This is a genomic window from Alteromonas sp. RKMC-009 (assembly GCF_003584565.2).
Taxonomy (GTDB): Bacteria; Pseudomonadota; Gammaproteobacteria; order Enterobacterales; family Alteromonadaceae; genus Alteromonas.
The window spans coordinates 2,654,148-2,677,901 of record NZ_CP031010.1 but is presented as its reverse complement, the minus strand read 5'-3'; the positions used below and the strand labels follow the sequence as shown (position 1 = coordinate 2,677,901).

Annotated in this window: 26 protein-coding genes; 21 read left to right on the top strand and 5 right to left on the bottom strand. The window is 48.6% G+C overall.

Features of this window, described 5'->3' with window-relative positions; all coding sequences use genetic code 11:
* The first annotated feature begins 6 nt into the window (after positions 1-6).
* Complete coding sequence (locus tag DS731_RS11870) at positions 7-558, top strand: DUF2058 domain-containing protein (RefSeq protein WP_119501529.1); 552 nt, start codon at positions 7-9, stop codon at positions 556-558.
* A gap of 32 nt (positions 559-590) precedes the next feature.
* Here the strand turns inward: DS731_RS11870 and DS731_RS11865 are convergent, their stop codons facing one another.
* The gene (locus DS731_RS11865) at positions 591-1,574 is read right to left on the bottom strand and encodes an oxidoreductase family protein (protein WP_119503406.1); all 984 of its coding nucleotides are present in this window, start codon (positions 1,572-1,574) and stop codon (positions 591-593) included.
* A gap of 85 nt (positions 1,575-1,659) precedes the next feature.
* Positions 1,660-4,851 carry a ribonuclease E gene (gene rne, locus DS731_RS11860; protein WP_119501528.1) on the bottom strand — a complete coding sequence of 1,064 codons (3,192 nt, stop codon included), beginning with the start codon at positions 4,849-4,851 and terminating at the stop codon, positions 1,660-1,662.
* Between the two features lie 648 nt (positions 4,852-5,499).
* On the opposite strand from rne, the gene rluC reads away from it, so the two are divergent.
* Together rluC and DS731_RS11850 are read left to right on the top strand one after the other, a co-directional pair.
* The gene (gene rluC, locus DS731_RS11855; RefSeq protein ID WP_119501526.1) at positions 5,500-6,450 is read left to right on the top strand and encodes a 23S rRNA pseudouridine(955/2504/2580) synthase RluC; all 951 of its coding nucleotides are present in this window, start codon (positions 5,500-5,502) and stop codon (positions 6,448-6,450) included.
* Entirely contained in the window at positions 6,440-7,090 is a 651-nt protein-coding gene (locus DS731_RS11850) for an HAD-IA family hydrolase (RefSeq protein ID WP_119501525.1), read from the top strand. The genes rluC and DS731_RS11850 overlap by 11 nt, the downstream gene beginning before the upstream one ends.
* Here the strand turns inward: DS731_RS11850 and DS731_RS11845 are convergent.
* Entirely contained in the window at positions 7,076-7,702 is a 627-nt protein-coding gene (locus DS731_RS11845) for a Maf family protein (protein ID WP_119501524.1), read from the bottom strand. The genes DS731_RS11850 and DS731_RS11845 overlap by 15 nt on opposite strands.
* A 189-nt stretch (positions 7,703-7,891) precedes the next feature.
* Between DS731_RS11845 and yceD the strand changes: the two genes are divergently transcribed.
* From yceD to DS731_RS11770, 15 genes are all read left to right on the top strand, one after another.
* Complete coding sequence (gene yceD, locus DS731_RS11840; protein ID WP_119501523.1) at positions 7,892-8,425, top strand: 23S rRNA accumulation protein YceD; 534 nt, start codon at positions 7,892-7,894, stop codon at positions 8,423-8,425.
* Between the two features lie 3 nt (positions 8,426-8,428).
* Entirely contained in the window at positions 8,429-8,599 is a 171-nt protein-coding gene (rpmF, locus tag DS731_RS11835; RefSeq protein ID WP_119501522.1) for a 50S ribosomal protein L32, read from the top strand.
* Between the two features lie 17 nt (positions 8,600-8,616).
* Positions 8,617-9,642 (top strand): phosphate acyltransferase PlsX, encoded by a 1,026-nt coding sequence (gene plsX, locus DS731_RS11830; RefSeq protein WP_119501521.1) that lies wholly within the window; start codon positions 8,617-8,619, stop codon positions 9,640-9,642.
* Positions 9,639-10,604, top strand: coding sequence for a beta-ketoacyl-ACP synthase III (locus DS731_RS11825; protein WP_119501520.1), 966 nt, complete (start codon positions 9,639-9,641; stop codon positions 10,602-10,604). The genes plsX and DS731_RS11825 overlap by 4 nt, the downstream gene beginning before the upstream one ends.
* A 47-nt stretch (positions 10,605-10,651) precedes the next feature.
* Positions 10,652-11,575, top strand: coding sequence for an ACP S-malonyltransferase (gene fabD / locus DS731_RS11820; RefSeq protein ID WP_119501519.1), 924 nt, complete (start codon positions 10,652-10,654; stop codon positions 11,573-11,575).
* A 21-nt stretch (positions 11,576-11,596) separates the two neighbouring features.
* The gene (gene fabG / locus DS731_RS11815; RefSeq protein ID WP_119501518.1) at positions 11,597-12,337 is read left to right on the top strand and encodes a 3-oxoacyl-ACP reductase FabG; all 741 of its coding nucleotides are present in this window, start codon (positions 11,597-11,599) and stop codon (positions 12,335-12,337) included.
* Between the two features lie 194 nt (positions 12,338-12,531).
* Positions 12,532-12,771: an acyl carrier protein gene (gene acpP / locus DS731_RS11810; protein WP_012518211.1), complete on the top strand. Its 240-nt coding sequence runs from the start codon at positions 12,532-12,534 to the stop codon at positions 12,769-12,771.
* Positions 12,772-12,850: 79 nt separating this feature from the next.
* The gene (gene fabF, locus DS731_RS11805; protein WP_119501517.1) at positions 12,851-14,095 is read left to right on the top strand and encodes a beta-ketoacyl-ACP synthase II; all 1,245 of its coding nucleotides are present in this window, start codon (positions 12,851-12,853) and stop codon (positions 14,093-14,095) included.
* Between the two features lie 172 nt (positions 14,096-14,267).
* Positions 14,268-15,074 carry an aminodeoxychorismate lyase gene (gene pabC / locus DS731_RS11800; RefSeq protein ID WP_119501516.1) on the top strand — a complete coding sequence of 269 codons (807 nt, stop codon included), beginning with the start codon at positions 14,268-14,270 and terminating at the stop codon, positions 15,072-15,074.
* Positions 15,058-16,077 carry an endolytic transglycosylase MltG gene (gene mltG / locus DS731_RS11795; protein ID WP_119501515.1) on the top strand — a complete coding sequence of 340 codons (1,020 nt, stop codon included), beginning with the start codon at positions 15,058-15,060 and terminating at the stop codon, positions 16,075-16,077. The genes pabC and mltG overlap by 17 nt, the downstream gene beginning before the upstream one ends.
* A 1-nt stretch (position 16,078) precedes the next feature.
* Positions 16,079-16,696 (top strand): dTMP kinase, encoded by a 618-nt coding sequence (gene tmk / locus DS731_RS11790; protein ID WP_119501514.1) that lies wholly within the window; start codon positions 16,079-16,081, stop codon positions 16,694-16,696.
* Positions 16,693-17,583 carry a DNA polymerase III subunit delta' gene (holB, locus tag DS731_RS11785; protein WP_119501513.1) on the top strand — a complete coding sequence of 297 codons (891 nt, stop codon included), beginning with the start codon at positions 16,693-16,695 and terminating at the stop codon, positions 17,581-17,583. The genes tmk and holB overlap by 4 nt, the downstream gene beginning before the upstream one ends.
* A gap of 15 nt (positions 17,584-17,598) precedes the next feature.
* Complete coding sequence (locus DS731_RS11780; RefSeq protein WP_119501512.1) at positions 17,599-18,369, top strand: TatD family hydrolase; 771 nt, start codon at positions 17,599-17,601, stop codon at positions 18,367-18,369.
* Positions 18,356-18,928, top strand: coding sequence for a pyridoxamine 5'-phosphate oxidase family protein (locus DS731_RS11775; protein ID WP_119501511.1), 573 nt, complete (start codon positions 18,356-18,358; stop codon positions 18,926-18,928). Before DS731_RS11780 ends, DS731_RS11775 begins: the two co-directional genes overlap by 14 nt.
* A gap of 123 nt (positions 18,929-19,051) precedes the next feature.
* The gene (locus tag DS731_RS11770; RefSeq protein ID WP_119501510.1) at positions 19,052-19,852 is read left to right on the top strand and encodes a DODA-type extradiol aromatic ring-opening family dioxygenase; all 801 of its coding nucleotides are present in this window, start codon (positions 19,052-19,054) and stop codon (positions 19,850-19,852) included.
* A gap of 54 nt (positions 19,853-19,906) precedes the next feature.
* Here the strand turns inward: DS731_RS11770 and DS731_RS11765 are convergent, their stop codons facing one another.
* Positions 19,907-20,278 (bottom strand): YchJ family protein, encoded by a 372-nt coding sequence (locus DS731_RS11765; RefSeq protein WP_232373350.1) that lies wholly within the window; start codon positions 20,276-20,278, stop codon positions 19,907-19,909.
* A 143-nt stretch (positions 20,279-20,421) separates the two neighbouring features.
* Positions 20,422-20,781, bottom strand: a complete 360-nt coding sequence (locus DS731_RS11760) for a deoxyguanosinetriphosphate triphosphohydrolase (RefSeq protein WP_232373349.1) — start codon at positions 20,779-20,781, stop codon at positions 20,422-20,424.
* A gap of 365 nt (positions 20,782-21,146) precedes the next feature.
* Between DS731_RS11760 and DS731_RS11755 the strand changes: the two genes are divergently transcribed.
* The 3 genes from DS731_RS11755 to DS731_RS11745 are packed head-to-tail and all read left to right on the top strand — an operon-like array spanning position 21,147 to position 23,682.
* Entirely contained in the window at positions 21,147-22,730 is a 1,584-nt protein-coding gene (locus tag DS731_RS11755; RefSeq protein WP_202980658.1) for a flavin monoamine oxidase family protein, read from the top strand.
* A 16-nt stretch (positions 22,731-22,746) separates the two neighbouring features.
* Entirely contained in the window at positions 22,747-23,142 is a 396-nt protein-coding gene (locus DS731_RS11750) for a c-type cytochrome (protein WP_119501508.1), read from the top strand.
* A gap of 15 nt (positions 23,143-23,157) precedes the next feature.
* Positions 23,158-23,682, top strand: coding sequence for a RidA family protein (locus tag DS731_RS11745; protein WP_119501507.1), 525 nt, complete (start codon positions 23,158-23,160; stop codon positions 23,680-23,682).
* Positions 23,683-23,754: the final 72 nt, after the last annotated feature.

Sequence of the window (23,754 nt, the reverse complement as noted above, 5' to 3'; positions counted from 1 at the left end):
TGTCAGGTGGCTTCATTACAGGATCAACTGTTAAAGGCAGGTCTGGCCGATAAAAATTCGGCAAAGAATGCCCGGGCGGAAAAGCGCAAAAAGCAAAAGCTGAAGAATAAGAATCAGCAGGTGGAAGCTGATGCTGCTAAAATCGCTGCTGAGCAGGCCGCTGCTGAGAAAAAAGAGCGGGACCGTCAGTTAAATGCTGAACAGCAACAGGAGCGTGAAAAGCGCTCTGTTGCTGCGCAAATTAAGCAACTTATTACGGTGAATAAACAAAGTCGGGACGGTGATACTTTACTGAACTTTACCCACGATAATGTGGTTAAGCGCATGTATGTTTCAGCCACTGTACATAAGCAGGTGACGAAAGGCCGTCTGGCAGTGGTTGCTCTCGACGGAGCGTATGAACTGGTGCCGTCACCGGTTGCTGATAAAATTGCTCAGCGTGATGAATCTGTAGTGGTTTACCGTGCCGACCTGGATACCAGCAACAACGAAGGTCAACAGGAAGACGAAGAGGACTGGTACGCCGATTACGAGATCCCGGACGACCTGACCTGGTAATTTTACCGGTTCAGTAGTGCGCCGGCAGGACTTCAGTTTTGTAGTCCCGCCAGTGCATTATCAGTGGAGTCTTGCAGCGCGCGGTTAATTTTCACGTGTTCAGGGCTCCAGCCTGCCAGAAAGCGGTGGAAGTCGGCATTTGCCAAATCATAGAGCCCCCGCCATTCTGCCTCCGCAGCTTCTGCATCCGTTTGCGGACAGTGTTTAGCAAGAGAACCTTTTAACGCTGAGAAATAATGCCGGAGACAGGTTTCTTTACCGTTTCTCTGATCCTCATCACTCAGCGCACTTCCCATGAAATACACTACGTCTTTGATACCAGCCCCGTGACCACAGTACTGGAAATCAACTGCGGCACAATCGTCAAATTGTTCATTAAAACAGAAGTTCGCTACTTTTGCGTCACCGTGAAGAAGGGTAGAAAAACGGGCATTTTTAAGGGCGACGTCAATCTGCACGGCAGCAGACTTTAACGGAGAGTCGGGCATGGCTGCCCATTCGTTTTGTCTTGTTCCCAGATGCCAGTAAGTGCCTTCCTTCCATACCTTTTCATCAGAACAATGCATAAAACGTCCGTGGAATTCGCCCAGCCAGCGTAATACACATTTTGCCTGCGACAGCGTCAGTGAGTGTGTTGTCAGCGGGAATCCGCAGGCAGATAAGTCCTCCATGATAATCATTCTGTTATCGCCTTCAGCAATACCGCCCAGATAGTCAGGCACTTTACATGCTGAACCCGTAAGCGGAGCCAGTTCCTGATAAAAATAATGTTCAACTTCAAATGAGCGGAGTTTTCGCTGATGACTGTGATCTGATTGCCAGCCACGGGGATGCGTTGTGCTGTTGGCGGGCCGGATACATTTCACCACTACAGGTTTGCCCGTATTTTTGTTAACCGTTCTGAAACAGGCGCCGTAACCACTCCATAATGACTGAATAAGTATTGCGTTGGTGTATTGCGTTCCGGACACAGTGTTCAACCAACTGAGATACGGGCTTAGTGAAGGATCAGTCATTATTTTTACCATTAAAAAAGCCGTACTCAAGGTACGGCTTTGTTATCACGTGCAGGGATCGACAGCCTCAACAGGGCTGCCAGCCTCAGGCTTCTTCAGCAACTGCTACTTCAGGTGCACTGGCCGGTAACGTCATAGCCGCAGATGCGGATGAAGTCGCCTGTGATACCGATGCTGCTTTACCTGACACCAGCAGTGCAGGGCGGCTTTCATCTTTCATCGCGCCTGCTGTTACATCACTGAACACTGCTTCTACAACTGGTGGCAATGCCATCGGATGTGATGCTGATTTTTGTCCGGTGCTGCTGGTTGCTCTGAAAGTGGCTTTCGCAACCGCAGGTTTGGCAACAGGTGCTACGGCTTCAGATTTCACCTCTTTCTCTGCCGTGGCAGCTACAGGGGTTTCAGATACCGGTGCTGCTTTTTCAGCAACTCCAGCTACCGTTTCCGTAGCCTGTGTTTCAGCAGGCGTTTCAGTTGAACTCTGTGCTTCCTGAGTAACACTTTCCGTTTCCTGAGCAGTATTCTGCTGTTCAGTTTCTGATTCTGCATGGGCAGCAAGGTTAATCTCAACCTGCTCAGGAGAAGCCGGTACAGCGGTCAGCTGATCACCGTCAACACGTACACGGGGCTTCGCTGATTTTGGCTTTTTAGCCTGCGTATCTTCTTCAGGATGTGCAATATCAAATTGCAGTTCATCCTGTACTGCGCCGGTAGCTGCATCAGAATCCGCAACTTCAGAAGCCTCACTGACCTGCTGTGGTGCGTTGTCCTCTGCTACGTCACCGGCAGGTGACTGCTCCTTCTTACGACGTTGACCCGCTGCCCGCACATGACGCGGAGAACGACGTGAGCGGCCACGGCTTTCACGCTTCTGACCATTTTCTTCGCCGGAAGCATCCTGTTCAGACGCAGTACTGTCTGCTTGCTCTGTCGTTTCCGCAGAAGCAGATACATCAGTGTTCTTAGCTTTGCTGGTGTTGCTCTGCTCAGCGTCAGCCTGAGTTGGCTCAGGGCTGTCTTGAGTCAGCTCAGGGCCTTTTCGACTCTGCTCAGGGCTGCTGGCCGGTGTTTCTGTAGCAAACTGAGTATCCGAAGGGGCTACAGTCTGTACAGTCTCTGTGACGGCTTCTTTCACTTCAACTGCAGAGTGTTTAGTGTCAGATTTGTCTGCCTGAGGCTGTTGTGTCGCTGGCTTATCCGCTGCGTCTTTATTCACTCGAACGCTGCGGCGGTTGTCACGACGCTTACGACGCTCGGCAACCTGCTTCTTACGGGCTGGCTGCGCTTCCTGATTGTCAGTTTGCGCTTCGGCCTCACGGTTTTGATTTTGCTGTTCCGGCTTGTCCTTTTTATCTTCCTGCGGCTTACGGCGGGACTTAGGACGGCTGTTACGTTTATCATCCTGGCGCTTCTGAGTCTGTTTACTCTCATCACGCTCATTGCTGTTCTCAGACTGCTTACCACGACGGTTACGGTTGTTGCGTGGTTTTCTGTTGCGGTTGTCATTATTGCGATTATTACGCGGACTACGCTTCTTCTCTTCTGTCTTTGTTTCTTCTTCTTTCTTGTCTTCACCGCCAAGAACAGAAGAAATCCATTTGCCCAGTTTGGTGAACAGGGTTTCAGTGGCTGCCGGTGCAGTTGCTTCTTTCGCTGCAGGCGCTGCTACAGGAGCAGGAGGAGCCTGAGTCGGCGCAACCAGACCTTTCAATGCAGGTTCTTCACGTTTTACCGGTGCTGCGGCCGGCTTATAGGCCTCTGTCTCGTCCTGCTCTTTCAGGGCAACGTTATAGCTTGCATCTGAAATGACTTCATCCGGACGGTGGCGAACAACTTCGTAATGCGGCGTGTCCAGGTGAGGGTTAGGGATCAACAGCAGTGAAACGTTATGGCGCTTCTCGATCACATTGATTGACTTACGCTTTTCATTCAGCAGGTAGGTGGCTACCGGTACCGGCAACTGAGCTTCAATCTGACCGGTATTATCTTTGATGCTTTCTTCTTCGATAATCCGCAGAATCGACAGCGCCAGAGATTCGGTACCACGGATTGTACCGTGACCGGAACAGCGCGGACATACATGGTGAGCTGACTCGCCCAGAGAAGGACGTAAACGCTGACGTGACATTTCCAGCAGGCCGAAGCGTGAGATACGCCCCAGCTGAACACGTGCACGGTCTGAGCGCACAGCATCCTGCATACGTTTTTCAACTTCGCGCTGGTGACGGACCGGTGTCATATCGATAAAGTCGATGACTACCAGACCACCTAAGTCGCGAAGACGCAACTGACGGGCAATTTCGTCGGCGGCTTCAAGGTTGGTATTCAGGGCTGTTTCTTCAATATCTCCGCCTTTTGTTGCGCGGGCAGAGTTAATGTCGATGGATGTCAGGGCTTCTGTCGGATCGATAACAATTGAACCGCCGGAAGGCAGACGGACTTCACGCTGGAAAGCTGATTCGATTTGACTTTCAATCTGGTAGTGACTGAACAGAGGTACATCACCCTTATACAGTTTTACACGGTTAGCAAAGTCCGGACGCACCAGTTCGATGTGCTGCAGGGCTTCTTCATAGATGCTGGTTTTATCAATCAGGATCTCACCGATATCACGGCGTAGATAGTCGCGGATGGCACGGACAATAACGTTACTTTCCTGATGGATAAGGAATGGCGCCGCACGGCTTTCAGCGACTTCTGAAATGGCTTCCCAGTGCTTCAGGAGTACTTTTAAATCCCATTCCAGTTCTTCGTAAGATTTACCTACACCAGCAGTACGGACAATCAGACCCATGCCGTCCGGTAAATCCAGGCGGGACAGGGCATCTTTCAGATCCGTACGCTCATCACCTTCGATGCGGCGGGAAATACCACCTGCGCGGGGGTTATTCGGCATCAGTACCAGGTAACTACCAGCCAGTGACAGGAAAGTAGTGAGGGCTGCGCCTTTCTGGCCACGCTCTTCTTTATCAATCTGAACAATAACTTCCTGGCCTTCTTTAATCACATCTTTGATGTTCGGGCGGCCTTCGAATTTATAACCTTTCGGGAAGTAAGTGCGGGCAATTTCTTTAAGAGGCAGGAAGCCATGGCGGTCTGCACCGTAGTCTACGAAAGCAGCTTCAAGGCTGGGTTCTACGCGGGTAATCTTACCTTTGTATATATTCGCCTTCTTTTGTTCGTGACCCGGGCTTTCAATATCAAGATCATACAGCCGTTGCCCATCAACCAGGGCAACGCGCAACTCTTCTTGTTGAGTTGCGTTAATCAACATTCTTTTCATTGTATCTAACTCTGTTTTGTACAGCCGCTTAGACACAAAATCAAAATGACACGTGCAAATACGCGTCACCCAGCCTCACGGCTGTGTGCGGGATTTGTTGTTTAGTCGTATTACCCATAAATACCGGCATTTTTCAGTTAGCCGGACAATTAAATGCGGGGTGTCGGGAACGACGGCCCTTACTATCTTTTTTCATTTTCACCCCCGTCATTACAGGGGCAAAGGTCAATTTAATTCTGTTTGCTAAACGGCGAACTTTATTTTCATCAGTTTGTGCAACGTTCTAAAGGCTTTTGTGCTGCCTTTATAAACCGGACGAATGCGTTTATTCAGTTGTCCGCACAATATTATGGTTCATTAATTAAGTTCGAACCGGATTTTGCTCAGCATGTTTACTGCAAAATCACACGCGATTATCTCACCATCGTTTCGGGTTTAGCAAGCAAAGTTAACTCCCTTTTGTACTAAAAAACGTCATATTCAGAAATTAATTACATAAAAGACAGACCCGAGCGTAAGAATGGCTGTTCTTTAACCAATCCGGCAGAACGGGAGGACCCTCAATTGTCTGTTGAAATGGTCCCGGTTTGCGCTATTTAGCTTTAGCGTATCCATACTTGCTCAGGTATACTCCCGCCCATGAAAGAAGATACCCCCCAACAAGTTCGTTTCGTTACCATCGAGCCAGATCTCGAAGGGCAGCGCATCGACAATTATTTGCGTACCCAGTTAAAGGGTGTGCCGAAAAGTATGATTTACCGGATTTTGCGTAAAGGTGAAGTGCGGGTAAATAAAGGCAGAGTAAAGCCGGAATATAAGCTTCAGGCTGATGATGTTATCCGCATTCCGCCGGTGCGGGTATCAGAACCCAAAGATACGCCGAATCCGAAACTGGATAAGGTGGCAGAACTTGAGCATTGTATATTGTTCGAGGATGACCGCATTCTGGTTATTAACAAACCTTCAGGCACTGCGGTGCACGGTGGCAGCGGCCTGAATTTCGGCCTGATTGAAGGCCTCAGGGCACTACGACCCGATGCTCAGTTTATGGAACTGGTACACCGTCTCGACCGGGACACTTCCGGCTGCATTATCATTGCTAAAAAACGTTCAGCACTGCGCCATCTGCATGCCCAGCTCCGTGACGGACAAATGGACAAGCGCTATCAGGCACTGGTCGCCGGTCAATGGCCTGAAAACCGCTTTAAGGTAAAAGCGCCGTTGTTGAAAAACGTACTGCAATCCGGCGAAAGGCTGGTGAGCGTGAATGAAAACGGTAAACCATCAGAAACCCGCTACCGCATTCTGACGCGCTATGAGGATGCCACCCTGGTAGAAGCATCTCCTATAACAGGCAGAACGCATCAAATACGTGTGCACTGTTTGCATGCCGGTCATCCTATTGCCTGCGATCCCAAATATGGCGATGAACAGTTCGATGACACGATGCGTAGCCGTGATTTAAAGCGTCTGTTTCTGCATGCCGCCAGCATTCAGTTTATACATCCTGGCAGCGGAGAAACTGTTCGTTTTCAGGCGCCCCTTGATGAACAATTAACCAGAGCGCTAAAGCAGTTAAATGAAGTATAAATTTGTTATTTTCGACTGGGACGGCACGTTGATGGATTCAGCGGCCAAAATTGTAAATTGCATGCAGCTTGCTGCACGTCAATGCGAAGTAGCGATCCCAACGGCTGAAGCTGTCGGGGGAATTATCGGTATCAGTCTGCGTCCGGCAATTCAAAAGCTGTTTCACATCACTGATGAAGCACTGACAGACCGGCTGTTTGAAGCCTATAAAAATGCGTTTATTGAACAGGACCAGACACCAAGCCCTATGTTTAACGGCACTGAGCAGATGCTCACTTCATTAAAAAATAGCGGACGAACGCTTGCTGTTGCTACCGGTAAAGCGAGAAGGGGACTTGACCGTGCCTGGAAGAACACAGATACCGGTCACTATTTCAGCTTTTCGCGGTGTGCTGATGACGCAGAGTCCAAGCCGTCGCCGGATATGATCCTGCAACTTCTCGCCGAAGCCGGAGTCGATAAGTCGAATGCTGTTATGATCGGGGATACCACCTTTGATATGCAAATGGCGCAGGACGCAGGCATTGCACGTATTGGTGTATCTTATGGTGTGCATGCACAGGTTCACCTGGAACGGTTTGCGCCGCTGGCTATTGTGCACAGCATTGCAGAACTGGAATCATTATTACTCAGTCAGTGAAGTGGCGAGTAACAATAAATCTATCCCGTAACCGGCAAGCATATCCCGCAGAAGCATAACCGGTAAGCCGATGAGGGCATTCGGATCACGGGATTCAATTCGTTCAAACAGCAAGGTACCTTTACCTTCAGACTTAAAACTGCCGGCGCAGTCATAGGGTTTTTCGTCCCGCAGATACTGTTCAATGTGTGTTTTGCTGAGTGAACGGAAATGCACTTTTGTTATTTCGGTAGCCGTTGTCTGCTCTTTTGTGGCAGCGTCAATAATGCTCAGGGCAGAATAGAATGTCACGCAGCGGTCGCTGCTAAGTAAAAGCTGTTCCGTTGCAGCCTCATGAGTTTCGGGCTTGCCAAGTATAATTGTGGTGCCGGAACCGGTAGTCAGGGAAGCCACCTGATCGCCGGCTATAACAATACCGTTTTCCGTCTCTGCTGCGACCTTACCGGCTTTTGCTGCCGCCAGCCGTTCTGCCAGCGCTCCCGGCTGTTCATCCGTTAACGGGCTTTCATCTATATCCGGTGCAATAATTGTGGCATTAACACCCAGAGAAGCGAATTGTGCCTGACGGTAAACAGAAGACGTGGCCAGAATAAAGCGGGGAGATGGATACATGAATTCCTCTTTCGGTTACATAGTGTGCCGGATAGTAGCGGGAGTAAGCCATAAATCCGCGATATTTTCGAGTCGCCGGCTGTTTTTATCCCGAATACCTGACAATCTGTCCGCCAACCGGTCGAATCCGGACTAAAAGGCGATTAATCTTTTGACACTGAGATACCAAATCTATAATATGCGCGCCCTATGCAGAAAGTGAAATTACCTCATACCGTCGATCCGGTGAAAAGCGCTGTGAAACGTTCCGATTACCGGGGTGTTATCGCAAGTAAAGATCTGGAACGATTGAATGAAGCTGTTGTCAGCTGTGATGAATGGGTGAACGCAGAAGTACAGTTCGAAAAAGACGCGCAGGGTCTTACTGTCTTTCACGGTCACTTAAGCGCACAGGTAACACTTATCTGTCAGAGGTGTAATGGCGAGTTTCCACACTCACTTCATACCGAATTCTGTTTTAGTCCGGTGCAGGGACAAGATCAGCAAGAGGCAGATGCATTACCCGAAGCCTATGAACCGGTAGAGGTCAACGACCACGGAGAAGTCGATTTACTTCAATTATTTGAAGACGAGTTGATTATCTCATTACCTATCGTAGCCCTTCATGCAGAGGAGGATTGCGGCCTTGGTAAAGATGATATGACATTTGGTAAAATCAGTCCGGAACATGAGCGACCAAACCCTTTCGCGGTTTTGAAAGAACTTAAGCGAGACCAGGAGTAAGTTATGGCAGTACAACAAAATCGTAAAACACGCTCTAAGCGTGGTATGCGTCGTTCACACGATGCATTGACAGGCGCGACTTTGTCTGTCGATTCAACGTCGGGTGAAACACACCGTCGTCATCACGTAACCGCAGATGGTTACTATAAAGGCAAAAAAGTAATCGCCCGCTAATCAGTAGGTGACAACTTTTGTCTAAGCTAACCATTGCGTTAGATATCATGGGGGGCGATCATGGTCCCCCTGTTATCCTTTCCGCTACCCTCAAAGCCATCCGGCAACATCCAGATTTCAAATTTATCTTATGTGGCCAGCAGTCCGTCATTGAACCTGCTGTCGCTGATTTATTGCCAGAACAACGTGCAAGAGTCACCATCGAGCATTGCGACGATGTCGTTGATATGGGCGACGCGCCTGCCTTTGCATTGCGCAATAAAAAGCAATCTTCTATGCGCCGCATTATTGAACTGGTGGAATCCGGGGAGGCCGATGCCTGTGTCAGTGCCGGAAATACCGGCGCGTTGCTGGCAATGGCTTATTATCTTCTGAAAACATTGCCCGGTATTGACCGGCCAGCCCTTGTATCAGCAATGCCGACGGCCAGTCACCATAAAGTGTTTCTGCTGGATCTTGGCGCAAACGTAAACTGTACGTCAGAAATACTGTTTCAATATGGTGTGATGGCCAGTGTACTTGCCCAGGAAGTGTCCGGTATTGAAAAGCCGAGAGTGGCGCTACTGAACGTAGGCGAAGAAGATATAAAAGGAAATGCGCAGGTAAAGATTGCCGATCAGTTGTTCAGAAATGCCAGCGCACTGAATTATATAGGTTATGTGGAAGGGGATGACATTTTTACTGATTATGCCGATGTAGTGGTGACCGACGGATTTACCGGCAATATTGCCCTTAAATCTACCGAAGGTTTAGCCAAACTGGTTATTAATGAAGTAAAACGACAATCCCAAATGAACCTTTTAAGCCGTTTGATGGCCAGAATAGCGTTGCCGCTGCTGAAAAGCATCTACAACAGGGTGAACCCCGACCAGTATAACGGGGCGAGTCTGATAGGATTGCGCGGCATTGTCATCAAGAGTCACGGAAACGCTTCCGCTGACGCTTTTTACTATGCGATTTATCAGGCAATGCAAGAAGCCAAAATGGGCATTCCTGAGAAAATAAAAAGTAAAATAGAAACGGTTTTGTTGGAGCAGCTTTGAGCAATTATTCACGAATTATCGGGACCGGAAGTTATTATCCCAGTGAAGTGCGTACTAATGCCGACCTGGAAAAAATGGTCGATACCAGTGACGAATGGATCACTGAACGTACCGGGATTAAAGAAAGACGAATTATCGGTGCTGACGAAACAGCCGCCACCATGGGATTTGAAGCCAGTAAGCATGCTATAGAAGCTGCTGGTATCGACCCGAAGTCCATCGACATGATTGTGTGTGCAACCACCAGTGGTGCCCATGCATTTCCAAGCACAGCGTGTGAAATTCAGGCGATGCTCGACATTAACGGCATTCCTGCGTTTGATGTCGCCGCTGCCTGTGCCGGTTATTGTTATGCCCTGAGTATTGCCGATCAGTACATCAAGTCCGGTATGGCTAAACGGGTGCTGGTTATTGGTACAGACTGTCTGACCCGCATGATGGATCCGACCGACCGCGGTACAATCATTCTGTTTGGCGACGGTGCAGGTGCAACGGTCATTGAAGCCAGTGAGGAACCGGGTATTTTGTCTACCCATATTCACGCAGACGGTTCTTACGGTGAATTACTCTATGCCGGTAATCCTCAACGGGGTGTAGCATCTTCCGTTGAAGAAAACTGGTGTGCTATGAAAGGCAATGAGACTTTCAAAGTTGCCGTCACTAAATTGTCTGAGACTGTAGAACAAACTCTTGCTGCCAATAATATGGCAAAATCTGATCTTGACTGGCTGGTACCGCACCAGGCAAACTTCCGCATCATTAAAGCGACTGCCAGAAAGCTGGACATGTCGTTAGATCAGGTTGTGCTGACCCTGGAGAAATACGGTAACACGTCTGCTGCAACCGTGCCTACTGCACTGGATACTGCTATCAGAGATGGCCGTATTAAGCGTGGTCAGAATCTTCTTCTTGAAGCATTCGGCGGAGGCTTCGCCTGGGCTTCAGCTCTGGTAAGATATTAAGTCCGGTCTGCAGACCGGCACGATAAAGATAACAATAAGGAACAATAATGACTCGTACAGCTTGTGTATTTCCGGGACAAGGTTCCCAGTCTGTCGGCATGCTTAAAGAGCTGGCTGAAAGCCACCCTGTTGTAATTGATACATTTAAAGAAGCGTCAGACGCGTTGGGATATGACTTGTGGGATCTGGTGCAGAATGATACAGACGGCAAGTTAAACGAGACTCACATCACGCAGCCTGCGCTGCTGACAGCCAGCGTTGCCATCTGGCGTATTCTTCAGGAAAAGCAGATTCAGGTAGATTACCTGGCCGGTCACAGTCTGGGTGAATATTCAGCGCTGGTTTGTGCCGGTGCCATTGAATTTAAAGACGCTGTGAAGCTGGTAGAAGCCCGTGGTCAGTTCATGCAACAGGCTGTACCGGCCGGAGCAGGGGCAATGTATGCCATTATCGGGCTGGACGATGAAACCATTGCTGAGTGTTGTCAGCAAACAGCTATTGCAACCGGTGAAGTTGTGTCTCCGGTTAACTTCAATTCGCCGGGCCAGGTGGTCATTGCCGGTGAAAAGGCTGCCGCAGAACAAGCTGCAACGGCATGTAAAGACGCCGGTGCAAAACGTGCGTTACCACTGGCTGTAAGTGTGCCGTCTCACTGCGAACTAATGCGTCCTGCTGCTGACCAGTTAGATGATGCACTGGCTGCAATCAACATTACTGCACCTGCGATTAACGTGGTGAACAACGTTGATGTGAGCGTAGAGTCTTCGGCTGAAGCCATTAAAGATGCGCTCGTGCGTCAGTTATACTGTCCGGTGCAGTGGACCCGTACCGTCGAGTTCCTTGCCGCGCAGGGCGTAGAGAAAATTATTGAAGTGGGGCCGGGTAAAGTATTAACCGGTCTGACTAAACGAATTGATAAAGCATTAACCAGTGTTGCGGTAAATACGCCGGACACACTGGCTGATCTTTAATTACTCAGAATCAGGAAAATTATGAGTCAGTTATCAGGTAAAGTCGCCTTAGTAACAGGCGCAAGTCGCGGTATCGGTAAAGCCATTGCTGAAGCACTGTCTGCGCAGGGCGCAACCGTTGTGGGTACTGCAACCAGCGAAAATGGCGCTGCTGCTATTTCTGAATATTTAGCTGCATCAGGCGGTAAAGGCCTGGCATTAAATGTGACAGACAAAGCATCGGTGGAAACCGTGCTGAAGAACATTACTGATGAATTTGGTGCTATTGATATTCTGATCAATAATGCCGGTATCACCCGTGATAATCTGTTAATGCGAATGAAAGATGACGAGTGGCAGGACATTATCGATACCAATCTGTCATCTATCTTTACGCTGTCTAAAGCCGTGTTACGCGGTATGATGAAGAAGCGTTATGGTCGTATCGTCAATGTTGGTTCAGTAGTGGGCAGTGCCGGTAATGCCGGACAGGCAAACTATGCTGCTGCAAAAGCCGGTGTGATTGGATTTTCCAAATCTATGGCACGTGAAGTGGCATCCCGCGGTATCACCATCAATGTGGTCGCTCCGGGCTTTATCGATACAGACATGACGAAAGCATTGACAGACGACCAGCGAGAAGCGATCTTTAAGGACATCCCGGCAAACAGACTGGGTGCACCGGAAGAAATTGCTTCAACTGTTGCTTTCTTAGTCAGTGATGGCGCTGCGTACATCACTGGTGAAACCATCCATGTGAATGGTGGAATGTATATGAATTAATGTTGCCATCTGGCAGCAATTTCGTGCCTGAGCCTTGTTTTGCTTGGGTGTTGGTGTTAAAAAATTGTAGAATTAATTGGTTGGTTGCTGGTTTGACCAGGATATTTACATCACTTGGTACTTGCAAGGATAGCCCTTGCAAAATAAACTAGCGGCACTTTTTTATCTAGTGACGTTAAGGGAAACCTAGAATTATGAGTAACATCGAAGAGCGCGTAAAAAAGATCATCGTAGAACAGCTGGGCGTTAAAGAAGAAGAAGTAAAAGCTGAAGCTTCCTTCGTTGATGATTTGGGCGCAGATTCACTCGACACTGTTGAGCTGGTTATGGCTTTAGAAGAAGAGTTCGATACTGAAATTCCTGATGAAGAAGCAGAGAAGATCACTACCGTTCAGTCTGCTATCGACTACATCAACGCAAATAAAGACGCGTAAGCGTTCTTGAGTTTTGCGAAAACGGCTCTGTTAAGAGCCGTTTTCGTATCTAACGTTAGTTCCAATACGAGGGCTTTTTGTGACAAAACGTCGCGTAGTAGTTACTGGTATGGGTATGCTTTCACCACTGGCTTCTAATGTTGAAGACACGTGGAGCCGCCTGTTAAAAGGTGAAAGTGGTATCGGTGACATCACCTTATTCGATTGCAGTAACTATTCCACTCGTTTTGCCGGTCAAGTCGATGATTTCGACCCGCAAGATTACATCGAAAAGAAAGAAGCAAAAAAGATGGACCGGTTTATCCAGCTCGGCATTGCCGCGGGTAAGCAGGCTCTTGCTGATTCCGGTCTGGCGATTACTGATGAGAATGCTCACCGTGTAGGTGTGGCTATCGGTTCAGGTATCGGCGGTCTTGAACAAATCGAGCAGAACCACGTTAAACTGATGAACAGCGGTCCTAAGCGCGTTTCACCGTTTTTTGTGCCTTCTACTATCACCAACATGATTTCCGGCTTCCTGTCTATTATGGAAGGGCTGAAAGGGCCGAACCTGAATATCGTGACAGCCTGTACAACCGGTGTGCACAACATTGGTGTGGCAGCGCGTACCATCGCTTACGGCGATGCTGACGCCATGCTTGCAGGTGGTGCTGAAGCTTCTATTACCCCGCTGGGTATCGCAGGTTTTGCAGCAGCCAGAGCGCTGTCCGCAAATAACGATGCGCCGCAGCAGGCCAGCCGTCCATGGGATAAAGACCGTGATGGCTTTGTAATGGGTGAAGGTGCCGGTGTGATGATGCTGGAATCTTATGAATCTGCAGTTGCCCGTGGTGCCAAAATCTATGCTGAACTGACAGGCTTCGGAATGAGCGGTGATGCATATCACATGACTTCACCTCCTGCAGATGGCGAAGGCGCAGCCCGTTCTATGGAAAACGCCTTACTGGATGGCGGCGTTAACCGTGAAGATATTGGTTATATCAATGCACATGGTACGTCCACGCCAGCTGGTGACATTGCAGAAGTTGCAGCAGTAAAGCGGGTATTTGGTGAACATGCTCATCATTTACTGGTCAGCTCGACTAAGTCAATGACCGGTCACCTGTTGGGTGCTGCCGGTTCGGTAGAAGCTATTTTTACCGTGCTTGCACTGCGTGACAAAATGGCGCCGCCTACAATCAACCTGGACAATCCGGGTGAAGGCTGTGATCTTGATTTTGTTGCACACAAAGCGAAATCATTCGATACGCCTTACGCCTTATGTAATTCATTCGGCTTCGGTGGTACTAACGGTTCATTAATCTTCAAACGTATTGACGGTTAATGTAATTGATTGTGAAAAGGCAGCATCACGCTGCCTTTTTTTGTATCTGAAGTGTAGTGATAGGTTATGCGTAACTCACTTGCGGTTTTTGTAAGGCGCGTCTGCACACTGTAAATCCCTGCATCTGCTGGTATACTTCCGCACTGAATTTTATCAATGAATCACACGCTTTATGTCTGAAGACATACATCAGGACCGCGCATTTCAATACGGTGATGGCATGTTTACCACAATGCATGTGGCTTGTGGCCGTGTTGCTCTGTGGTCTCTTCATAAACAGCGGTTACAAAATGACAGTGCCCGGTTGGGATTAACTGTAGATTTGGCCTCGCTGACTGAACAAGTGCATGCGGCAGCGGAAAAACTGGCTGATGGCGTGTTGAAAGTGCACATTTCTTCAGGTTGTGGCGGTCGTGGCTATCAGCGTCCGGCAGGGCAATCTGCTGTCTGGCGGTTATCTGACTTCTCTGTGCCGGCTCAGTATGCTTGCTGGCAGAAGCAGGGAATTGCTGCTGATATCAGCCCAGTGACGCTGGGATTGCAACCCTTGCTGGCAGGTATCAAGCATATTAACCGGCTCGAACAGGTGCTGGTGAAAGAACAGATTACCCTCGATGATGCCATCGTGTGTGATATGCAGGGCTACGTGACAGAGGCGAGTGCCAGCAATGTGTTTTGGTATGCAGACGGTCAGTGGTATACGCCATCACTGGATAACGCCGGCGTGGCCGGTGTTTACCGAGCGTTTATTCTTTCTACCCTTGCGCAGGCCGGCAAGCCTGTGATAACAGGAAAATTTACGATTTCAGATCTTAAAGAAGCCAGCGCGGTTTTTTTATGTAATGCGTTGATGCACATTGTACCGCTGAACCGTATTCAGTTTGATGATGCAGAGGTTCGCTTCGATTGCGGGCCGGTGTGGACGTTGCAGCAGCAAATGAATGAGGCTTATGAGAGGGAACATGAAACGCCTGATTAGTATCCTTGCAGTACTTTTTGCCGGCTTTGCTTTCCTGGCCATCGCTTATTTCTGGTCTGTTAAACAACTCACAGCACCACTTTCGTTAGAAGATGACGTTTTGTACACCGTACCACAGGGTAGTTCTGCGACATCTGTTGTCCGCGACTTATTGGATAACGACCTGGCGTCTTTCCCTCTTCTTACTGCAAAAGTGTGGTTGAAACTGGATCAGCAGGCCAGTGCTGTCAGAGCAGGTACCTATCAGTTAACACCGGGGATGTCTGCAGTGGACGCTCTGTATCTGTTTGCCAGTGGTGATGAATATCAGTTTCAGATAAGTCTTGTGGAAGGGTTGACGCTCAGCCAGTGGATGATGCTGCTCAGAGCCGATATGAATCTGGTTCAGGATGTTACCGGAGATGATGCATTGTCCGGGCTGGCAGCCGCCGTTGTAGGTTATGATTCACAGGCCTGGCCTGAGGGGTTATTCCTGGCAGACACCTATCACTATACTGCCGGTACCTCTGTCTCTGATATCCTCAGACGTGCAGGTGAAGCTTTGAGCCGGTATATTCAGCCACAATGGGATAGCCGCCCCGGGGCATTGCCCTATAAAACGCCTTATGATGTGCTGATCATGGCGTCAATTATTGAGAAAGAAACCGCCGTCGCCAGCGAGCGGCCCCTCATTGCCGGTGTATTTGTTAACAGGCTGGACAGTGGCATGCGTCTGCAAACCGATCCCACCGTTATATATGGTCTTGGCGATGAGTTTGACGGTAATCTGACCCGTCAGCACCTGCGGGGTAAAACACCGTACAATACTTATACAATTAACGGTTTGCCGCCCACACCTATTGCTATGCCGGGTAAAGCGGCCATCGATGCGGCTCTTAATCCGTCGCTGACGGATGCGCTTTATTTTGTTTCCCGCGGTGACGGGACACATGTTTTTTCATCTACGCTGGAAGCCCACAATGAGGCCGTTAACCAGTATCAGCGGAATATCAAAAAAGAATAATATGTCAGGAAAATTCATTGTTATAGAGGGCCTTGAAGGAGCAGGTAAAAGCTCTGTTATTGAGGTAGTGAAACAGTTCATTGAAAGCCGCGGGCATACCTGTGTTTGTACCCGTGAGCCGGGTGGTACGCCCATGGCTGAGGCTATACGTGAATGTGTTAAAGGTGACTGGCAGGAGACAGTCGCCGAAGAAACGGAATTAATGCTGATGTATGCTGCCCGCCGTCAGTTGCTGGTTAACGTTATCCATCCGGCCCTCGAAAGAGGAGAGTGGGTGTTGGGTGACCGTCACGATATGAGCTCACTTGCCTACCAGGGCGGCGGCAGACAAATCCCTGAAGATAAGTTGATGGCACTGCGCGAATTGTGTCTGCAGGGCTTTGGTCCCGATCTCACCTTGTATCTTGATGTTGAACCGGAAACCGGATTGCAACGGGCGAGGGGACGGGGAGAGTTAGATCGGATCGAACGTTCCGGGCTGGCTTTTTTTGAGCGCACCCGCGAAAAATATCTGTCACTGACAAATGAATCGCCGACGGCATTTCTCATTGATGCCATGCAGCCTATGGAAAACGTACATCAGGATGTCTTAAGTACACTGGAGGCTAACCTGCCATGATGCCCGGATGGCTGCGACCTCTGTTGCTGAAGTTTACAGACAGACTCCGGTTGCGTAGTCTGCATCACGCATTATTGCTATCAGGTATTGCTGGTACCGGCAAACGTGTACTGGCGACAGCACTGGCAAAAACCATACTGTGCAAACAGGTATCAGATGAAGGCAGTTGTGGTCAATGCCAGAGTTGTCTGCTTTTTGAAGCCGGTAACCATCCCGACTATCACCAGCTTGTCAGTGAAAAGCAACTCGGCGTTGATGCTGTACGGGGTGGCATACAGAAGTTAGCAGGGACTGCTCAGCTGGGTAACAATAAGGTACTGGTGATCCCTGACGCGGATACCATGACAGAAGCGGCCTCTAATGCGTTACTCAAAACGCTGGAAGAACCGACTGTAAATACTTATTTATTATTACTTACCAGTCGCAAAACGGCGCTGTTGCCCACTATTCTGAGCCGGTGCGAAAAACATGATATTCCTTTGCCTGCTGAGCAGACCGTTATCGACTGGCTTGCCGCGCAGGGCATGACTGACGTTACCCCGGCAACCATAAAAGCCTACGGCTATGCGCCTTATACTGTACTGGACAGTTTGCAGGAAGGTGCTGAAGGGTTGTCGTTCACCGGCTATCAGCAGGGAATTGCGGATTTGATGGGGAATAAAGAATCTCCCCGCAGTCTGGCTGTGAGATGGCAGGAGCATGCTGTTCAGGTGGTAAAATGGTTACAAAGCGATGCCCATGAAAAATATATCCGCACATTGCATTCCGACGATTACCTGGCATCGTTGAAATGTCAGCAGGCGTCTGTACAACTCCAGCATCCCGGCGTAAATAAAGCGGTGATCCTCACCGGCGTACTGTCCGTTTTTTCTGTTAACCCGTTATAAATAAGGTACTGAATTTTGTTCGTAGATTCCCATTGCCATCTGGACCGTTTAAAAATGGACAAGGCCGGACTGGAAGAAACCCTGAAGTTTGCCCGTCAGCGGGGAGTTGAGCATTTCCTGTGCGTGTCAGTGTCTGTTAAAGACTACGATGACATGTATGAAGCGGTAAAAGACTTTCCTGATGTATCTGTGTCTTGCGGGGTACATCCGTTACATCAGGAAGACGCCTGTGATTACGATACCTTGCTTGAGAAAGCGTCTAATCCTGAAGTTGTTGCGATTGGTGAAACGGGTCTGGATTATTTTTACAGTGCTGACACCAAAGAAGTGCAGCTCGCTTCATTTGTGGATCATATCAAGGTTGCGAATGCCCTTAAAAAACCGCTGATCATTCATACCAGAGATGCCCGCGAAGACACGCTGTCTTTGCTTAAGGAACATAAAAATCCCGAGACAAAAGGGGTATTACATTGTTTTACCGAAAGTCTCGATATGGCCCTTGCTGCTATCGATATGGGTTTTTATGTTTCCATTTCTGGCATTGTGACGTTTAACTCGGCGGATGAACTCCGTGAAGTGGTAAAAGCGTTACCCATGGAGCGCTTGTTGATAGAAACGGATTCTCCATGGCTGGCACCGGTTCCTCACAGGGGAAAACAAAATCAGCCTGGCTTTGTGGTCGAAGTGGCTGAATTTATTGCATCAGTAAAAGGGGTAACCGTGGAAGAACTGGCCAGGCAAACCACTGAAAACTTTTACACCTTATTCAGTCATGTCAGACAATAAACCCCTTATCTGGACTGAGCGGCTTTTGAAAAGCTTACAGGCCGGTAAAGATTCACCTGAAAGCCGCTTCATGCAGGTTGCCACCTGCAATAAGGACGGCTTGCCGGAAAACCGCACGCTGGTTTTCCGGCAGCTCGATACTGATGAAGGGATTATTTACACGGTGTCTGATCTGAGAACCGCAAAGGCTGATGCACTTAAGGCAAATGCCAATGCTGCTATTTGCTGGTACTTTACCGGCAGCAGAGAGCAATACCGTTTAAATTGCACTACCACTATTATCACTGCGGATAACGCACCGGAAGATATTCACCGCGCATGGTCTGAAATGTCTGTACAGGGCAAAAAGCAATTTCTGTGGGGTGTACCGGGTTCTGTCAGACAACCGGCAAAACCTCTCAAGGCGGAAGGCGATATGAATACACCCCCGCCGCATTTCTGCAAGCTGGCTTTCAGGGCAGACTCAGTTGATTACCTGAATCTTAAAGGTAACCCTCAATATCGGGAATTCCAGACTCGATGTGATAGCGACTGGCAAATCCGGGCTGTTATCCCCTGAAAACCGGTAATCACCATTTCATTAAATCGTCTTCACCGTTTCATTTAAGCATACAGACAGTACGCGGGATCAATAGGAAAATAACTGTCAACACGATAGCAGTTTCTGTTTCCCGGAGTATTTATGCAAAATATTGCTCAGAATATTATTTATCTTTCTCACGGTGGCGGACCATTTCCGCTTCTTGGTGAGCCTTCTCACCAGAGTATGGTGGATCAACTAAGCGGGATCGCAGCCTCATTGCCGGTTCCGGAACGCATTCTTCTGATCAGTGCACACTGGGAGGAAAGTACCTTTAGCGTAACAGGGCATCCGTCACCCGGTTTAATTTATGATTATTATGGCTTTCCGGAAGAAGCTTACAGTATTACCTATGCTGCCCCGGGGGAGCCTCAATTTGCCGGGACATTACAGGAGTCTGTCAGAGCGGCCGGCATAAAATTATCAGTGTCACCGGAAAGAGGGTTTGATCACGGTATGTTCGTGCCGCTGAAAATCATGTTTCCACAGGCTGATATTCCTGTCGTACAGTTATCATTAAGCAAGCATTTGGACGCTGCTATGCATGTACGTATGGGGGAGGCACTGGCAAAATGTGATTTATCTAAAACGCTGGTGATAGGTTCAGGGTTTTCCTTCCACAATATGAAAGCGTTCTTCAAACCGGTTGCCGGTGCAGATGAAATGAATGATGCTTTTCAGCTCTGGCTGAAAACACTGATGACTGGTGGCGATATCAGTGAAGGAGAGCGCTCACATCAACTCATCAATTGGGAAACAACGGCGCCGAATGCCAGGTTTTGCCATCCCCGTGAAGAACACTTATTGCCCTTACACGTATGTTATGGACTGGCAGGCAAACCGGCAAAGCAGGCCTTTCAAACGCACATTGCAGGAAAACTGGCGACAACCTTTTTATGGTGACTGACCGGGCGGTTGTTCAGGATGCTATGATATTTGTCCTGATCTGCACTTCCGTCAGGAACCGGTCTTCCGTTGGCAGCAAACTTTGAATTTTTTACCGCTCTGACAGAAACAGGGATCGTTTCTGCTAATTTTGACTGTGCCGGTATCGTCATGCAGTTTTCCACTGTCATAGCGCCAGCAATCGTTTTCTTTCAGGAACAGTGATGTTTCATGGAGAACACCGGTTTTCCGCCTCTCCGCATACCAAGCTTTGAATTCCACATGGTTTGTATCTGTTTGCAATACATCCAGATGGAGCCAGGTCGTGCCGGATGCACTTTCTTCAAGTGCACTGACAGTCAAATCTGCCCGCTTTGATGCTGTATAAGTTCTGAGTACGTAATCATAATTTTTGCTGACATACGCAGAGTATCTCGAACGCATAAGTTGTTCCGGTGAAGTCGCCTCTTGCTGGCCAGCCAGCAATGGCCCGCAACACTGATTTCTGTCTTTACCGCTATTGCAATAACATTGCATTATTTTGCCCGTTTAACTTTTTCGGGGCAGTGTACCTTTGTACCGGGCTATCACCAAGGCCCGGTAACCACATTCTTCATTTCGCTGTTTTGTTCATCGTTGGTAACCCGCAGATTCACAACTGAAACGGCATAACGGCGACATAATTGTTGAATTACCACCCGTTGCTGATCGTCCAGAGCCAGATTCTCAACATATATGGTTTTGCACTGACCAGACATGATGAGCCTTGAAATCCATCCGGGTACATCTTCTTCCGAAGGTTTCTGCATACGGATACTGTGTGGCACATCTTTTTTAAAGGCTACCGATTCTGCAAGTAAGTACGACCAGCCACGGGGACGTGAAACTTCACGGGGCGCGCCATCAAAGGCAAAGCTGAGTTGAACGACGTTGTTTGAATGAGTCATGGTAATCCCTGTTTGTTTATACAGTGTATGGGTATACAGTATTTCAGGATGACGACTTGTGCAAGTATTTTTTTGCATAAAAAAGCAGCGCAACACAACAGATTTGGCCAGCAAGCCAGCAGTGGCGTGGGCTGAAGTCGTTAACACTTTTAACATTGGTGCATCGAATGCATCTTAATAGGGCAACAGGCGTCCTGAGTTTGAGCAATAAATGAACTAAAGTTCACATGTAAATAACATATTGTGGCCGGTTCAGCGGATTATCGTATTTTTTGACAGTTTAACCCTGCTCAGCTCAATGTGGTACTTACAGTGCAATATATGCGTATCTGTCGATATTTCATTGAGTACAAGGAGGGCAGTCGTTGAGCAGTCATAGTATGAGCCGCCGTGCATTATTAGGGTGGATTGGTAAAACCGCGGGCGCCGGCGCGATGTATCAGGCCATGAGTTCACTGGGTTTTGCGGCCGAATCTACAAAGCCCGGTAAATTGAAATTAAGCGGTACGAAGAAAGGGGCATCTGTACTGGTATTGGGTGCCGGTGTTGCCGGTATGACAGCGGCTTATGAGTTGCGCAAAGCCGGCTACAAGGTGAAGATCCTCGAGTTTAATGGCAGAGCCGGTGGTCGTTGCTGGACGCTCCGTGGTGGCGATACTTATACAGAACTGGGTGGTGCGACCCAGCAATGTCAGTTCGCTGGGGGGAATTACATCAATCCCGGTCCCTGGCGTGTACCCTATCATCACCATTATGTGATGTCTTACATTAATGAGTTTAACGTACCCATTGAGCCTTTTATTCAGGTTAACTACAACGCCTACGTGCATTCTACTAAAGCGTTCAACGGTAAACCCCAGCGTTACCGCGAAGTACAGGCTGATTACCAGGGATATGCTGCTGAATTATTGAGTAAAGTCATTAACCAGAATGCACTTGATGCTGAATTAAGCGGTGAAGACAGAGAAAAGCTCTTTGAGTCTCTTCGTCACTGGGGAGCACTGGATAAATCTTCTGCTTATAAAAAATCCTATGAGACAAGTTTACGCCGTGGCTTTAAAGTACCGCCGGGTGGCGGATTGTCACCTAAACCTGAACCCTCCGAATTGTTTGACCAAAGTGCCTTACTGCAGTCTGAACTGTGGAAATACATCGTTAATGGTCAGGATATCGAATTCCAGAGCAGTATTTTTCAGCCTGTCGGGGGTATGGACAGTATTGCGAAAGCCTTTGAAAAACGGGTTGGCGATCTCATCGAATACAACGCCAGAGTCACATCTGTTGATCAGAATGACTCCGGTGTAACAGTGAAATACGACCAGCAGGGCAGTGCCAAAGAGGCACAGGCTGACTGGTGTGTGTGCACAATTCCTCTCTCGATTCTTTCACAGATCCCAGTAACAGCAAGCAATGCAATGAAAACCGCTATCCGCTCGGTGCCTTATGCAGCGTCAGTGAAAGTGGGCCTGGAATTTAAGCGCCGCTTCTGGGAGCAGGACGATGCAATTTATGGCGGTGTTTCATACACCAATCTGCCCATTACTAATATCAGTTATCCCAGTACAAAGTTTTGTGACAAAGGTAAAGGGGTGTTGCTGGGCGGCTATGTATGGGGGCCAAACGCTTTCGAATTTACCTCGTTACCACCGGAGGAGAGAGTCAAAAAAGCCGTTCAGTACGGCAAACAGATCCATCCGCAATACGAGCAGGAGTTCGACAACGGCATTGCCGTTGGCTGGCACAGAGTGCCCTGGACACAAGGATGCTACGGCGTGTGGACTGAAGAAAAGCGGGAAGAACACTATGAAAACCTGTGTCAGGTAGATGGTCGTCTGGTACTGGCCGGTGAGCATGCTTCAAATCTGCCTGCATGGCAGGAAGGAGCCATAGCTTCGGCGCGGGACGCTATTGAACGGTTACATGCCAAAGCACTGACAACAGCTGCATGAAAGAGAGGACAGAACAATGAAATCATTAATTAACGTTGCCGGTACCGGTTTACTGCTTCTGAGCAGCTGTGCATTTGCTACTGATGATGCCGGTTTTTCTCAGGGTAAGAATTTTGAAGAAGTGTCCGGAGATGAGCTGTATCACGCTATCTGTCAGGGATGTCATATGCCTGATGCACAGGGCGCCAAAGGTGCAGGCGCATATCCTGCACTGGCAAATAATCCCAAACTGAGTGCTGCCCCTTATGTCACATTTATGGTCAGCAACGGTATGGGTGGTATGCCCGCATTAAAACAATATTTATCCGATGAACAAATCGCCGAAGTGGTGAATTATACACGTACACACTTTGGTAACCATTTTACTGACACCGTGAGTGCAGAAGACGTTAAAACCATTGCCCGAAGATAAAAAGGAAAAACGTAAATGAAAAAGTTATTAGTTGCCCCGTTACTACTGAGTGCTGTATTTGCTAATACAGGTTGCAGTGAAGCAGAAGCAACCTCCACCCCGAAAGAAACTGTTATACGTCACGGGTTAATTGGTTCAGATTTCCCCATACTGCGCGCCTCTGAAGTGCCGGCAACCAGTACCATTGTATTTTTAAGCGGGTCAGTACCCGGCGTAAGCAACCCTGACGCACCGGAAGGCAGCAGGGAGGCCTACGGTGATACAGAAATGCAAACCGTGAGCGTCATGAAACGTATCGACGAAAACCTGAAAAGTCTCGGGCTCACTATGGGCGATGTCATCAAGATGCAGGCATTTCTGGTCGGGGATCCTGAAATGGACGGGAAAATGGACTTTGCCGGCTTTATGCGTGGCTATACTCAGTTTTTCGGAACAGATGAACAGCCTAACTTGCCTTCACGGTCAGCTTTACAGGTTGCCGGTCTGGCGAACCCTAACTATCTGGTAGAGATTGAAGTGACTGCGGTTCGTCCTGAGTAATACTAAAAGAATATTTTGCCGGCGATACTATGCTTTCGCCGGTATTCTATTAATACAGGGTATGTTGCCCTC